Origin of the sequence: Psychrobacillus sp. FSL K6-2843 (assembly GCF_038626375.1) — a bacterium.
GTDB classification, from domain to species: domain Bacteria; phylum Bacillota; class Bacilli; order Bacillales_A; family Planococcaceae; genus Psychrobacillus; species Psychrobacillus faecigallinarum.
Window position 1 is genome coordinate 648,070 of sequence record NZ_CP152021.1, and the last position, 14,803, is coordinate 662,872.

General features: G+C 39.8%; 12 protein-coding genes. 11 read left to right on the plus strand and 1 reads right to left on the minus strand.

Annotation, left to right across the window (positions count from 1 at the left end):
* Positions 1-71: 71 nt before the first annotated feature.
* The 8 genes from MKY94_RS03200 to MKY94_RS03235 all read left to right on the plus strand — a co-directional run bounded on the left by MKY94_RS03200 (position 72) and on the right by MKY94_RS03235 (position 11,148).
* On the plus strand, positions 72-1,280 hold the full coding sequence (locus MKY94_RS03200; RefSeq protein ID WP_342577975.1) for an acetyl-CoA C-acetyltransferase: 1,209 nt from the start codon (positions 72-74) through the stop codon (positions 1,278-1,280).
* Complete coding sequence (locus tag MKY94_RS03205; protein WP_144539732.1) at positions 1,277-2,128, plus strand: 3-hydroxybutyryl-CoA dehydrogenase; 852 nt, start codon at positions 1,277-1,279, stop codon at positions 2,126-2,128. The genes MKY94_RS03200 and MKY94_RS03205 overlap by 4 nt, the downstream gene beginning before the upstream one ends.
* A gap of 20 nt (positions 2,129-2,148) precedes the next feature.
* Positions 2,149-3,285: an acyl-CoA dehydrogenase gene (locus MKY94_RS03210; RefSeq protein WP_144539730.1), complete on the plus strand. Its 1,137-nt coding sequence runs from the start codon at positions 2,149-2,151 to the stop codon at positions 3,283-3,285.
* A 158-nt stretch (positions 3,286-3,443) separates the two neighbouring features.
* The gene (locus MKY94_RS03215; protein ID WP_151111380.1) at positions 3,444-4,583 is read left to right on the plus strand and encodes an acyl-CoA dehydrogenase; all 1,140 of its coding nucleotides are present in this window, start codon (positions 3,444-3,446) and stop codon (positions 4,581-4,583) included.
* A 1-nt stretch (position 4,584) separates the two neighbouring features.
* Positions 4,585-5,220 (plus strand): TetR/AcrR family transcriptional regulator, encoded by a 636-nt coding sequence (locus MKY94_RS03220; protein ID WP_191696667.1) that lies wholly within the window; start codon positions 4,585-4,587, stop codon positions 5,218-5,220.
* Between the two features lie 51 nt (positions 5,221-5,271).
* Positions 5,272-8,529 (plus strand): fused isobutyryl-CoA mutase/GTPase IcmF, encoded by a 3,258-nt coding sequence (gene icmF, locus MKY94_RS03225; protein WP_342577976.1) that lies wholly within the window; start codon positions 5,272-5,274, stop codon positions 8,527-8,529.
* A 333-nt stretch (positions 8,530-8,862) separates the two neighbouring features.
* Positions 8,863-9,408: a DNA-directed RNA polymerase subunit delta gene (rpoE, locus tag MKY94_RS03230; RefSeq protein ID WP_342577977.1), complete on the plus strand. Its 546-nt coding sequence runs from the start codon at positions 8,863-8,865 to the stop codon at positions 9,406-9,408.
* Positions 9,409-9,552: 144 nt separating this feature from the next.
* Entirely contained in the window at positions 9,553-11,148 is a 1,596-nt protein-coding gene (locus MKY94_RS03235) for a CTP synthase (protein WP_144539722.1), read from the plus strand.
* Positions 11,149-11,602: 454 nt separating this feature from the next.
* Here MKY94_RS03235 and MKY94_RS03240 read toward each other — a convergent pair whose 3' ends face one another.
* On the minus strand, positions 11,603-12,121 hold the full coding sequence (locus tag MKY94_RS03240) for a DUF2529 family protein (RefSeq protein ID WP_342577978.1): 519 nt from the start codon (positions 12,119-12,121) through the stop codon (positions 11,603-11,605).
* A gap of 476 nt (positions 12,122-12,597) precedes the next feature.
* Here MKY94_RS03240 and MKY94_RS03245 point away from each other — a divergent pair, with 476 nt between their 5' ends.
* From MKY94_RS03245 to fsa, 3 genes are all read left to right on the plus strand, one after another.
* Positions 12,598-12,954: a response regulator gene (locus tag MKY94_RS03245; RefSeq protein ID WP_151111370.1), complete on the plus strand. Its 357-nt coding sequence runs from the start codon at positions 12,598-12,600 to the stop codon at positions 12,952-12,954.
* Between the two features lie 198 nt (positions 12,955-13,152).
* Positions 13,153-14,010 carry a class II fructose-bisphosphate aldolase gene (locus MKY94_RS03250; RefSeq protein ID WP_340844128.1) on the plus strand — a complete coding sequence of 286 codons (858 nt, stop codon included), beginning with the start codon at positions 13,153-13,155 and terminating at the stop codon, positions 14,008-14,010.
* A gap of 128 nt (positions 14,011-14,138) precedes the next feature.
* Complete coding sequence (fsa, locus tag MKY94_RS03255) at positions 14,139-14,786, plus strand: fructose-6-phosphate aldolase (protein WP_144539714.1); 648 nt, start codon at positions 14,139-14,141, stop codon at positions 14,784-14,786.
* Positions 14,787-14,803 lie beyond the last annotated feature (17 nt).

The window sequence follows — 14,803 nt, forward strand, 5'->3', positions numbered from 1 at the left end:
CGAGCGTTCAGTCAGTAATTTTTATTTTTTATAGATGTTGAAAGCGCATACAAATCAAAGGGGTGGCTGTATTGACGAAAACAGTAATTTTGGATGGAGCACGAACAGCTTTTGGAAAGTTTGGAGGAGCGCTAAGCACTTTAAATGCTTCTGATTTAGGTGGAGTCGTTATAAAAGAAGCACTTGCAAAAGCAGGCGTGAGCCCAGAGCAAGTGGATGAAGTAATCATGGGAACAGTTTTACAGGCTGGTCAAGGACAAATTCCTTCCCGACAGGCAGCCAACAAGGCAGGAATCCCATGGGCAGTTCAAACAGAAACGATTAACAAGGTTTGTGCCTCTGGAATGCGTAGTGTAACACTGGCAGATCAAATCATTCGTTTAGGGGACGAAGAAGTGATCGTTGCTGGGGGAATGGAATCTATGTCTAACGCTCCTTACTATTTACCAAAGGGCAGATTCGGATTAAGAATGGGTGATGGGCAAATGGTAGATGGGATGATTTATGACGGTCTATCCTGTTCATTTCATCCAAAGCGCGTCCATATGGGGACTTACGGAAATTCTACTGCAGAAGCATTTGAATTATCTCGTGAAAAGCAAGATGAGTGGTCTTTTAGAAGCCATAGCTTAGCCTTGAAAGCAATTGAAGAAGGTTTATTTGCGGAAGAAATCGTACCTGTTGAAATTCCACAGAGAAAAGGTGAACCAATAGTCGTAGACCAAGACGAGGCACCTCGGGCAGATACCTCTGTTGAATCACTTGCCAAACTAAAACCAGCGTTTGGTAAGGATGGGTCTATCACGGCAGGTAACGCACCTGGGGTAAATGATGGAGCTTGTGCACTTGTTTTAACAAATGAGGATAAAGCAAAAGAGCTTGGAAAAGAGCCGTTAGCATATGTAGTTGGACACACTGCAATTGCAATTGAACCGGAAAACTTTCCACAAACGCCTGGTATTGTTATTAATAGTCTACTAGAGAAGACTGGAAAAACAATTGAAGAGATTGATTTATTTGAGATAAATGAAGCTTTTGCTGCAGTCGCTTTAGTAAGTAGTCAAATTGCCGGACTTGATGAGAGCAAGGTTAATGTCAATGGTGGAGCAGTAGCCTTAGGACACCCGATTGGAGCGTCAGGAGCTCGTATCATTTTGACGTTAGCATACGAGTTGAAACGCAGAGGCGGAGGAATTGGAATTGCAGCCATTTGTTCTGGCGGCGGCCAAGGAGATGCCATCATGATTGAAGTTCCAAAAACAGGAGGGAATCTAGCATGAACATTCAAAAGGTAATGGTAATCGGAGCAGGACAAATGGGGTCTGGAATAGCGCAGGTCTGTGCACAGGCAGGATATGAAGTGAAGCTTAATGATCGTGAAGAGAAATTCTTTGATCGTGGACTTCAAACAATTACAAAGAACCTCTCTCGAAATGTGGAAAAGGGAAGAATGACAGAGGACGAAAAACAAGTCATTTTAAATAAAATCACGAAATCACTTTCCCTAGAGGATGCAAATGACGTAGACATAGTTATTGAAGCAGCAGTCGAAAATATGGAAATCAAGCAATCTATTTTTAAACAGCTAGATGAGATAACACCAGCACATACAATTTTAGCGACAAACACTTCCTCTCTGCCAATTACAGAAATTGCAGCAGCAACAAATCGTCCCGAGCAAGTAATTGGAATGCATTTTATGAATCCAGTTCCAGTAATGAAGCTAGTAGAAATTATTCGAGGCCTTGCAACTAATGATGATATTTATATGGCCATTGAAGAAATGACGAAAAAGCTAAATAAGGTTCCTGTAGAGGTAAATGACTTCCCAGGTTTTGTTGCTAATCGTGTATTGATGCCAATGATTAACGAGGCAATTTATACGTTATATGAAGGCGTAGCAACGAAGGAGGCAATTGATGACGTGATGAAGATGGGGATGAATCATCCGATGGGTCCTCTTCAGCTAGCTGACTTTATTGGTCTAGACACTTGCCTGTACATTATGGAAGTTCTTCACGACGGCTTTGGAGACAGCAAGTATCGACCATGCCCGTTATTACGTAAATATGTGAAGGCTGGATGGTTAGGTAAGAAAACTGGTAGAGGCTTCTACATATACGAATAACAAACAAAGGGGATTAATCGATGGATTTACATTTCACAGAAGAACAACTAATGATGCGCAACATGGTCCGTGATTTTGCAAAAACCGAAATTGAGCCATTTATAGAACGTATGGAGCAAGGGGAGTTCCCGCGCGAGATTATTAAAAAAATGGGAGAGCTTGGATTGATGGGAATCACAATCCCAGAAAAATATGGTGGCTCGGAGATGGATTTTACTAGTTACGTCATCGCCATCAATGAATTATCAAAGGTGAGTGCAGTTGTAGGGGTTATCCTTTCTGTCCACACGTCAGTAGGCACAAATCCAATTCTTTATTTTGGAAATGAGGAGCAAAAACAAAAATATATTCCAAAGCTTGCTGCCGGAGAATATTTAGGTGCATTTTGTTTAACAGAACCATCTGCTGGCTCAGATGCAGGAGCTCTTAAAACGAAGGCAGTCAAAAAAGGTGATGAATATGTGATTAATGGCTCAAAGGTATTCATCACGAATGGCGGAGAGGCAGACGTTTATATCGTATTCGCTTCCACAGATGCTACACAAGGTTCCCGAGGAATCTCTGCATTTATCGTGGAGAAAGATACACCTGGTTTTATCATCGGAAAAGATGAGCAAAAAATGGGCTTACATGGCTCTAGAACGGTTCAAATCACCTTTGAAGATATGAAAATCCCAGTTGAAAACCTACTAGGGGAAGAGGGAGAAGGCTTCAAAATAGCTATGGCCAACTTAAACACTGGCCGTATTGGTATTGCTACCCAAGCACTAGGTATTGCAGAAGCTGCCTTTGAAGCAGCAGTAGGCTACGCTAAGGAGCGTATTCAATTCGGCAAGCCAATTGCAGCCAACCAAGGAGTAGGCTTCAAACTAGCTGACATGGGGACAGCAGTAGAAGCGTCTAGATTACTAGTTTACCGTGCTGCAAGTATGCGAGATAAGGGACTCCCTTGTGGAAAAGAGGCATCTATGGCCAAACTATTCGCATCCAAAACAGCAGTAGATGTAGCAATCGAAGCGGTTCAAGTATTCGGAGGCTACGGCTACACGGAGGATTATCCAGTAGAGCGTTACTTCCGTGATGCAAAGATTACCGAAATATATGAGGGCACAAGTGAAATTCAGCGAATCGTAATTAGCAAGCACTTGATGAATTAATAATAGATGGTTGCTATAAATTAGGGTTTGAACATCACAAAAAACAAATTGTCACCAAACCCAAACTGAAAGTCTCAAATAGTAAATGGAATATCACAAAACCTAAACTAACCTATGAATCACAAAAACTAAATCAAATCAAAAGGCGGAATGTTTAAATGAATTTTCAACTAACAGAAGAGCATGAAATGATTCGTAAAATGGTACGCGATTTTGCAGTGAAAGAAGTGGCTCCAACAGCTGCAGAACGTGATGAAGAAGAGCGCTTTGACCGTGAAATTTTTGACAAAATGGCTGAGCTTGGCTTAACAGGGATTCCGTGGCCAGAGGAGTACGGTGGAATCGGTTCAGATTATCTGGCGTACTGTATCGCAGTGGAGGAATTATCTCGAGTATGTGCATCGACAGGTGTAACTCTTTCAGCTCACACATCTTTAGCTGGATGGCCAATTTTCAAGTACGGTAACGAAGAGCAAAAGCAAAAATACCTTCGTCCGATGGCAGAAGGAACGAAAATCGGTGGCTATGGTTTAACAGAAGCAGGTTCAGGGTCTGATGCTGGTGGTATGAGAACAACCGCTAAATTAGATGGCGATCATTATGTGTTAAATGGATCTAAAATCTTCATTACAAACGGTGGAATTGCCGATATCTATGTTGTATTTGCAGTGACTGATCCAGAATCTAAGCATAAGGGAACTAGTGCATTTATTGTGGAAGCTGACTTTGAAGGGTTCTCAGTAGGGAAGAAAGAGAAGAAGCTAGGGATTCGTTCATCACCTACAACAGAAATAATCTTTGATAACTGCCGAGTGCCTAAAGAAAACTTACTAGGCCAAGAAGGAGAAGGTTTTATCATTGCGATGAAAACGTTAGACGGTGGTCGCAACGGGATTGCTGCTCAAGCAGTTGGTATTGCACAGGGTGCTTTAGATGCTTCTGTTAGCTACGCAAAGGAACGTGTACAGTTTGGTAAACCGATTGCTGCTAACCAAGGAGTATCATTCAAATTAGCAGACATGGCAACTTCCATTGAAGCCTCTCGTTTACTGACCTATCAAGCAGCATGGTTAGAATCTAATGGTCTTTCCTATGGGAAGGAGTCTGCTATGGCGAAGCTGATGGCAGGAGACACAGCGATGAAGGTAACAACTGAAGCTGTTCAAGTGTATGGTGGATACGGATATACAAAGGATTACCCAGTAGAGCGTTTTATGCGTGATGCAAAAATAACTCAAATTTATGAGGGTACTCAAGAAATTCAGCGTCTTGTCATCTCTCGTATGTTGACTAAGTAGCATGGATAAAAAACACGAAGTACTGACCTCTGTAAAGGACGGTAATCTTATTGAAAAAAGACGCCAGCAAATGATTCGAGCTGCGGTGACTTTATTCAAACAGAAAGGTTTTCATCGTACTACTACTAGAGAAATTGCGAAGGAAGCCGGTTTCAGTATTGGGACGCTGTATGAATATATCCGTACTAAGGAGGATGTCCTCTATTTAGTATGCGATAGCATTTATCATGAGGTACACGAGAGGCTATCCAAATTCCAACCTGAGAACGGTACAATCGAGGACTTACGAAATGCGATTCATCACTATTATGGGGTGATAGATGATATGTCGGATGAGTTCGTTGTCATGTACCAGGAATCTAAATCCTTACCAAAGCAAGCGCTCGAATATGTATTACTCAAGGAACTGGAAATGGTGGAAATCTTCCACAAGATTATTGTTGGCTGTATTCAAGGTGGGGAGCTTAAGTTGACCGGAGAACAGGCTAAGCTTTACGCTCATACATTGGTCGTTCAAGGGCAAATGTGGGCTTTTAGAAGATGGGCTCTCCGCAAGGAATTTTCAATTGAACAATTTACAGATTTACAAGTGCAATTATTACTCAGTGGGATGGGTAATGCGAAGGACATCATTTAAGTGTCAGTCCTAAGTTCATAAGAAATGTTCATACAAACAAGGAGGAACAACATGTCTAAGGTAGAAGTATATCGTCCAAAAAATCATGTTCGTTTTGTAACGGCGTCGAGCCTTTTTGACGGGCATGATGCATCCATCAATATTATGCGTCGCATTTTACAGGCGAGCGGAGCAGAGGTTATCCACTTAGGGCATAATCGCTCGGTTGAAGAGGTAGTTAATGCCGCTATTCAAGAGGATGTTCAAGGGATTGCCATCTCTTCCTATCAGGGAGGACATGTCGAGTATTTTAAATATATGAAGGATTTACTTGCGGAAAGGGGCGCACCACATATTCGTATATTTGGTGGTGGCGGCGGAGTAATCATTCCAAAGGAAATAAAAGAGTTACAGGATTACGGGATTTCCGGCATATTCTCACCTGAGGATGGCCGTAAGCTAGGGTTACAGGGAATGATCAATCAAATGCTGATGGAATGTGACGTACCTACGAAAGCTTCAGGCGCAAAGGAAGCAATAGAAAACGTGACAACGGAAAATCCAGAAGTACTTGCACACCTAATTACGCTAGCAGAAGAAGCCTATCAAACTGGAGACCAAGACACTACTAGTATGCTAGAACAGGCAAAAGGTTTGTCAAAAGGAACACCGGTTTTGGGGATTACCGGCACTGGTGGTGCAGGGAAAAGTTCTTTGACAGATGAGCTGATCCGTCGTTTTCTACAAGAATTACCAGACAAGAAAATAGCGGTTCTATCTATTGATCCAACAAAGCAAAAAACCGGTGGGGCACTTCTGGGAGACCGTATCCGCATGAATGCCATCTTCAATAAGAGAGTATTCATGAGAAGCTTGGCGACTCGTGGATCGCGAACGGAGCTGTCTGGTGCAATTGCAGATGTACTCGATGTAGTGAAGGTCGCAGGCTATGATTTAATAATTGTTGAAACAAGTGGAATAGGGCAAGGTGACGCAGAAATTACAAACGTTTCGGATTTTTCCATGTACGTCATGACAAGTGAGTTCGGGGCACCTTCTCAATTAGAAAAAATCGATATGATAGATTATGCCGATTTAATCGTTATCAATAAATTCGAACGCAAGGGCTCAGAGGATGCATTAAGACAGGTCCAAAAGCAGTATCAACGCAGCCACGAGCTTTGGGATGAAGAACTGGATAAAATGCCTGTTTACGGTACAATTGCAAGCCAGTTCAATGATAAGGGGACTAACTCATTATTTGCAGCATTGATTGAAACCGTAAATAAAAAAATGGGAACTGATTGGGAAACCTCGTATGAGCAATTTATAAAAACACAAAAGCAAAATGTCATCATTCCTAACGATCGTCGCTATTATTTGCGTGAAATCACAGATACGGTGAGAGGCTATCATAAGAAATCAGAAGAGCAGGTTGAGTTTGCGAGAAGGCTATTCCAATTAGAAGGCGCTATTGATGAGGTAAAGAAAAAAAGAACGGAGGATGCATTGATTCAATCTTTAGAGTCTTTAGCAGCGGGCATTAAAGATGAATTATCAGCAGAATCTAAACGTATTCTAGAAAATTGGCATGCTTTGAAGGATGCATATGCAGGAGACGAATTCGTTACGAAGATTCGAGATAAAGAGATTCGTACGATTCTTCGTACGGAAAGCCTATCAGGCTTGAAAATTCCTAAAGTAGCTCTACCGAAATTTGTCGATTACGGGGAGATTTTAAAATGGGTATATAAAGAGAATGTGCCTGGCTCATTTCCATATACCGCTGGAGTTTTTCCTTTCCGAAGAGAAGGAGAGGATCCAAAGCGTCAATTTGCAGGAGAAGGAACACCAGAGCGTACAAACCGTCGCTTCCATTACTTATCAAAGGATGACGATGCGAAGCGACTATCTACAGCCTTTGATTCTGTAACATTATACGGGGAAGACCCAGACTACAGACCTGACATATACGGAAAAGTTGGAGAGTCAGGGGTCAGCATCTGTACGTTAGAGGATATGAAGAAGCTATATGCTGGCTTCGATTTATGTGCGCCATCTACATCCGTATCGATGACCATCAATGGTCCGGCTCCAATCATTTTGGCAATGTTTATGAACACTGCAATCGATCAGCAAGTTCGCCTAAAGGAAGAGGAGCTAGGTAGAACCTTGACTGTAGAGGAATTTACTCAGGTTAAAGAAGCGACACTGCAAGTAGTTCGTGGGACTGTACAGGCGGACATTCTAAAAGAAGACCAAGGTCAAAATACTTGTATATTCTCTACGGAATTTGCACTTCGCATGATGGGTGATATTCAACAATATTTTATTGACCAAAAGGTTCGTAATTATTACTCTGTTTCAATCTCTGGGTATCATATTGCTGAAGCCGGAGCAAATCCTATTTCACAGCTAGCCTTCACGCTCGCGAATGGATTTACGTATGTGGAATATTATTTGAGCCGTGGTATGAATATTGACGACTTTGCACCGAATCTATCATTCTTCTTCTCAAATGGGCTTGATCCAGAATATACAGTAATTGGTCGAGTGGCACGTCGTATTTGGGCAGTCGTCATGCGTGAGAAGTATGGTGCCAACGAACGCAGCCAAAAGTTAAAGTACCATGTCCAAACATCGGGCAGAAGTCTTCATGCGCAGGAAATAGATTTCAACGATATCCGCACGACTCTTCAAGCTTTGATGGCATTGCAAGATAACTGTAACTCTTTACACACCAATGCGTACGATGAAGCAATTACGACTCCAACAGAGGAATCTGTACGTCGTGCGATGGCTATACAGATGATTATTACGAAAGAGCATGGTTTGTCGAAAAACGAAAACTCTTTACAAGGATCATTTGTTGTAGATGAGCTGACGGATATAGTAGAAGAGGCAGTACTTGCTGAGTTCGATCGCATTAATGATCGTGGAGGAGTACTTGGTGCCATGGAGACTCAGTATCAACGTGGTAAAATTCAAGAAGAGTCTATGTACTATGAAATGAAGAAGCACACAGGTGAACTGCCAATTATCGGAGTGAATACTTATTTAAACCCAAATCCGGCATCTGAGGATGACATTAACAATATGGAGCTAGCCCGTGCTTCAAAAGAGGAAAAAGAAACACAGATTAAGAATCTTCAAGATTTCCAACTCAAGCATGAAGCAGACGTTCAAAACTCGTTGAACCGTTTGAAGCAGGTAGCGATGAGCGGTGGAAATATTTTTGAAGAGCTAATGAGCACTGTTCAAAAGGCGAGTCTAGGTCAAATTACTAATGCTCTTTACGAGGTTGGAGGGCAATACCGTCGAAATATGTAAAAAAAAGTGTCTCTAAGTATATTAGAGACACTTTTTTATTATATTCTTTAGTATAATGTATTTATTAAGTCGTAGAGGAGAAGTGTTATGAAAAAACCGGTACAAATGATGGTTATAATTGTTCTCCTCTTAACAACAATTTGGCTGTATAATAAAAGACTCGCCTCTATACCTTTACTCTTGCTTTCTTTTTATTTGTTTTCTATAGTTGGTAGGAAAATATCTCTTTTCAAAAAGAATAAATGAATGTAGCATATAACATAATTGTTTGTATATAATGGAAAGTATGCAAGCGGAAACAGAAAGGACGTGCACGATTTGAATTTTCGTGAAATGACAACAGCACAACTACAAGAAGAATCATTAATAGATATTGGTTTTGCCATACTAGAAGATAAGAAAAACTCGATGACATTAACGGAGCTTTTCGATGAAATTCAAAATTTGAACGGCTTTACAGATGAGGAAATGGCAGCTCGTAAGCCACAATTTTACACAGATATGAATATTGACGGACGCTTCCTTGCGATTGCTGAAAATCAATGGGGCCTAAGAGAATGGTACCCAGTGGAACAAATTGAGGAAGAAACTGCTCCTACAGTAAAAGTACGTAAGAAGAAAGCAAAAGCAGTGGATGATTTAGACGATCTTGATGACTTGGATGAAGATGAAATCATCTTTGAAGAGGAATTCGATGAATTTACTGAAGACGACGACGATGATGATGACGATGAAGAGGATGACGTTGCAATCGATTTTGTAGAAGAGGAAATCGATGAAGTAGACGTTATCGAGGAAGACCTGATTGATGAGGATGATGATGAATTCGAAATCATAGATGATGAGGAACTAGACGAAGAGGATGAAGACGAAGAATAATCCTTGACTTCTTAATCTAAACGCTATAAGATTTTATTGGGCTCTTTTTGAAGAGACGTACTCATGTGCATACGCGCTCCCCTGCTAAAACCAGCAGGAGGAGCGCTTTTATTATTTGGTACACCATATATAGGAGGAACGACAATGACTAAATTTATTTTTGTTACTGGTGGGGTTGTATCTTCACTTGGTAAAGGTATTACAGCCGCGTCTCTTGGGCGTTTGTTAAAAAATAGAGGATTGAAAATTACTATTCAAAAATTTGATCCTTATATCAATCTAGATCCTGGAACAATGAGTCCTTATCAGCATGGAGAAGTATTCGTAACTGATGATGGAGCGGAAACTGACTTAGACTTAGGTCACTACGAACGTTTTATCGACATTAATCTCAATAAATATTCTAATATTACAACAGGAAAAGTGTATTCCTCTGTTCTTAGAAAAGAGCGTCGTGGCGATTACAATGGTGGAACTGTACAAGTTATTCCACATATTACAAACGAAATTAAAGAACGTTTATTCCTTGCTGCTAGAGAAACTCAAGCTGACATCGTTATCACAGAGATCGGTGGAACAGTAGGAGATATTGAATCACTTCCTTTCCTTGAGACAATCCGCCAAATGAAACGTGACGTAGGAAGCAATAATGTTATGTACATTCACTGTACGCTAGTTCCATTTATCAAGGCTGCTGGTGAAATGAAAACTAAACCAACTCAGCACAGTGTAAAAGAACTTCGTAGCTTAGGTATTCAACCAAATGTCATTGTTGTTCGTTCAGAAATGCCTGTACCACAAGACATGAAGGATAAAATTGCATTGTTCTGTGATATTAAACCAGAAGAAGTAATCGAATGTATCGATGCTGACTCTCTATATGAAATTCCGTTAAACTTACAAGCACAGCATTTAGATCAAATTGTTGTGGATCACTTCCAACTAAAAACACCAGAAGCTGATATGACAGATTGGCTTGGTTTGGTCGATCAAGTTAAGTCTTTATCCAAAAAAGTACGCATCGGTCTAGTAGGTAAATACGTAGAGCTTCAAGATGCTTATATTTCTGTTGTAGAAGCAATGAAGCATGCTGGATATGCTTTTGATGCTGATGTAGAAATCAACTGGGTAAATGCAGAGCATGTGAATGATGAAAATGTCGCTGAAATTCTTTCAGATGTTGATGGTATTCTTGTTCCTGGTGGATTTGGTGATCGAGGAGTAGAAGGGAAAATCTCTGCGATTAAATTTGCTCGTGAGAACAAAGTACCTTTCTTAGGAATTTGTTTAGGTATGCAATTAGCTACAGTTGAATACGCTCGTAACGTGTTAAACCTAGAGGGGGCACACTCAACAGAGCTAGATCCAAGTACACCGCATTCTATAATTGACCTATTACCAGAACAAAAAGATGTAGAGGACCTAGGTGGTACGCTTCGTCTTGGATTGTATCCATGTAAGCTGACGCCGGGCTCTAAGGCACAACAAGCATATGGAGAAGAACTTGTATATGAACGTCATCGTCATCGTTATGAGTTCAATAACGAGTTCCGTGAGCAATTCGAAGCTGCTGGATTTATATTCTCAGGGACAAGTCCAAATGGTCGCTTAATCGAAATTATCGAGCTTTCTGAACATCCTTTCTTCGTAGCATCACAGTTCCATCCGGAATTTGTGTCACGCCCTCAGCGTCCACAACCACTATTCCGTGAATTTATTAAAGCTTCTGTCGGAGAATAATAATTTGAAAAATGCAGTTCGACTAGTAATCGAACTGCATTTTTTTATTTTTAATTCATTTTAATAGGATAAAAAGTCCGGTATAGAGGTCCTATTGAGAATTGCTAAGTAATAGGATAATATTGGTTTATATGTAATGTTATATAAAAATAGTGATAATTTATAATTCGAAATTTCAATAATTAAATGTAAAAATTATGTATTTTAAGTTATGATATAAATATGAAAAAAACTAAATAAAGTGAGGAATTAAGAAAGAAACAAGGCATATAAAGTAGATGATGAACACTTATACATACTAAGATTCTCGCTTAATTTTGTGTAATTATTATCCAAAATTAGTTGTGAGACTTCGGTGAAAAGAACATAAAATTGGAAATAGACTTTGAGATAACTTAATAAATGGCATTAAAAGAAGGCTAGCTTTCTCAACTAGCCTCCATGAAATAATACTTTATTCTTCTCCCTTAATCATTTCATCCAGCTGTAACTTAACAGCCTCGTAAATGAATAATCCAGCTAAAGCATGGGGTTGAACGAGTCGAGAACCATCATCTGCGGGTAGTAATCCTTTTGTAATTTTCAAGGAAATATATGTATAAGATAGGTCAAAGAGCATATTTCCTTCTTCCGCCGGTTCACTAGCTAGAACGCTAAAAGGGATAAAATTTTCATTTAACTTCTTAGCAAGAGCTAGCGCTTTCTCATTTGTAGAGGAACGAGTGAGAATCCATACTCTATCTGCACTTGTCAAAGTGATATCAGGCTTCCATTGCTCCATACGTGGAAATGGTTCGGCTGCATACTTTGCATTGATAGAAATACTTTCCATCTCTTCAAATGAAGCGAAATAGATTTTTCCTTCACCAGCTGCAGCTTGTGCAAGTAGACGAGCTGTGTCGTCTATATTTTCTTCCTCGGAACTTGCAATTCTTTGAAATAGTCCAGAAAGCTGTGTCGTGAGCATTTTCATTTAATTTCACCTCTCAACTATTATATAAGAATTTTTGGTTTCATTATAGCTACTTGTCCAATATAAGCGCAAGCGCCTATATCTGCCCCGACAAGCAAATGAGGGAAGCGAGGAGGCAGCTCTTCAGCCACCGGAGCTTTAACTCATTTGACCTCGAGGGGCAAGGCTGCTTGCGCTAGACAAACAAGAAAAACGCAAACGCTTACATTTGCATCGACAAGTAAATGGGATTGTGTTGTTACGTGAGGAGTAAACTGGTGGCAAATGCTTACTCAGCTTAACTTAATTGATAAAAATTCCATGCTATATTCGTTCATTACGTAAATTTTTATCTTTTCTTGTCTTTAATAAGGTACTCTTTAAACGGGATTTTTATCCTTTTTACAATAAATTTGTAAGAAAGAAAGAGGAAAGTCGACGTTTAATAGCGAATATTATAATACGCGAAAATACGGTAAAAAAAGGGGTCTTCCTTCATGAAACACTTATTGATTGTAGATGATCAACTTGGGATACGAATGCTTTTAAAAGAGGTGTTTGCCCAAGAAGGATATGAAATTAGCTTAGCGTCCAATGGTTATGAGGCATTAAAGCTTGTAGAAGAAAAACCAATTAATGGTGTATTACTAGATATGAAAATACCAGGAATGGACGGAATTCAAATTCTAAAAAAGATGAAAAAAGACTTTCCAGATCTACCGATTATGATGATGACGGCATATGGAGAGTTAAACCTCATTCAAGAAGCGATGGATTTAGGTGCCTCACTTTATTTTACCAAGCCTTTTGATATCTTTGAAGTTAGGGACGCTGTGAATAATTTACTAAAATAACAAGCACTTGAGCAGGCAGTGGAAAACATCGCCTGTTTTTGTTATGATAATGTTGGAAATAAGCAGGTTACCTCTAAACGGTTTTTTCGGATAACAAATAGGGCATAATAGATTATGAACTATCGTTTAGTAGGGCGTCCTACTTAGCATTTTGATAATATTTACGATGCACAATTAAAATATAGGAGGTCCTTTTCAATGGCTTTAGTTTCAATGAAAGAGATGCTTGAAAAAGGTAAAAAAGAAGGCTACGCAGTTGGACAATTCAACATTAATAACTTGGAATTCACGCAAGCTATTTTACAAGCAGCTGAAGAAGAAAAATCACCTGTTATTTTAGGTGTTTCCGAAGGTGCAGCTAAGTACATGGGTGGATTTACTACAGTTGTACATATGGTTAAAGGATTAATGGTGGACTATAATATTACGGTTCCAGTTGCAATCCACTTAGACCATGGTTCAAGCTTTGAAAAATGTAAAGCTGCAATCGATGCGGGATTCACTTCTGTCATGATTGACGCATCACACCATCCTTTCGAGGAAAACGTTGAGATTACTTCAAAAGTAGTAGAATACGCTCATGCTCACAATGTGTCAGTTGAAGCGGAGCTAGGGACTGTTGGTGGGCAAGAAGACGATGTAATTGCTGACGGAGTTATTTATGCTGACCCTACTGAATGTGCGGATTTAGTTAAACGTACTGCTATTGACTGCCTGGCTCCTGCTCTTGGTTCTGTACACGGTCCATATAAAGGAGAGCCGAATTTAGGGTTTAAAGAAATGGAGGAAATATCTAAGTTAGCTGATTTACCATTAGTGCTACATGGTGGTACAGGGATCCCAACAAAAGATATTACTCGTGCTATTTCTTTAGGTACTGCTAAAATCAATGTTAATACTGAAAACCAAATTTCAGCTACAAAAGCAATTCGTGAGTATTTGGCTGCAAATGAACACCAATACGATCCACGAAAATATTTAATTCCAGCGCGTGAGGCGATTAAAGCAACCGTTATTGGAAAAATGCGTGAGTTCGGAAGCTCTAACAAAGCATAAGCAATATAAATAGATATAAAGGAGAAGTGCTCGACTTATAGGCTCTATCTTAGGCTTTGAATCTGAGAAACAGAGTTAAAAAAGAGAGCCTTCTCCTGTTTTTCCATCATGAGGAGGATATTATTAATATGAAATTTTTTATCGATACAGCAAACTTTGACGAAATTAAAGAAGCACATTCATGGGGCGTTATTTCTGGAGTTACAACAAACCCATCATTAGTTGCAAAAGAAAACATTTCTTTTCATGATCGTTTACGTGAAATCACTGCTTTAGTAGATGGCTCTGTAAGTGCAGAGGTTATTGCACTAGATGCAGAAGGTATGATTAAGGAAGGTAGAGAATTAGCTGCCATTGCACCAAATATTACGGTAAAGCTTCCAATGACACCAGAAGGATTAAAGGCCTGCTCTGTATTTCGTTCAGAAGGCATCAAAACGAATGTAACGCTTATCTTTAGTGCAAACCAAGCTTTAATGGCGGCACGCGCAGGCGCAACATATGTATCCCCATTCTTGGGTCGTTTAGACGACATTGGCCATGACGGTATGGAATTAATAGCAAAAATCTCAACTATTTTCTCCATTCATAACATCGATACAGAAATTATTGCTGCATCGATTAGACATCCACAACATATTACTGATGCAGCATTAAATGGTGCACATATTTCCACTACTCCATTTAAAGTTTTAAAACAGCTTTTCAATCACCCTTTAACTGACAAGGGGATAGAAGGTTTCTTAGCAGATTGGAATAACCGTAAAAGCGAGTAACAACACGAAGGAGAACA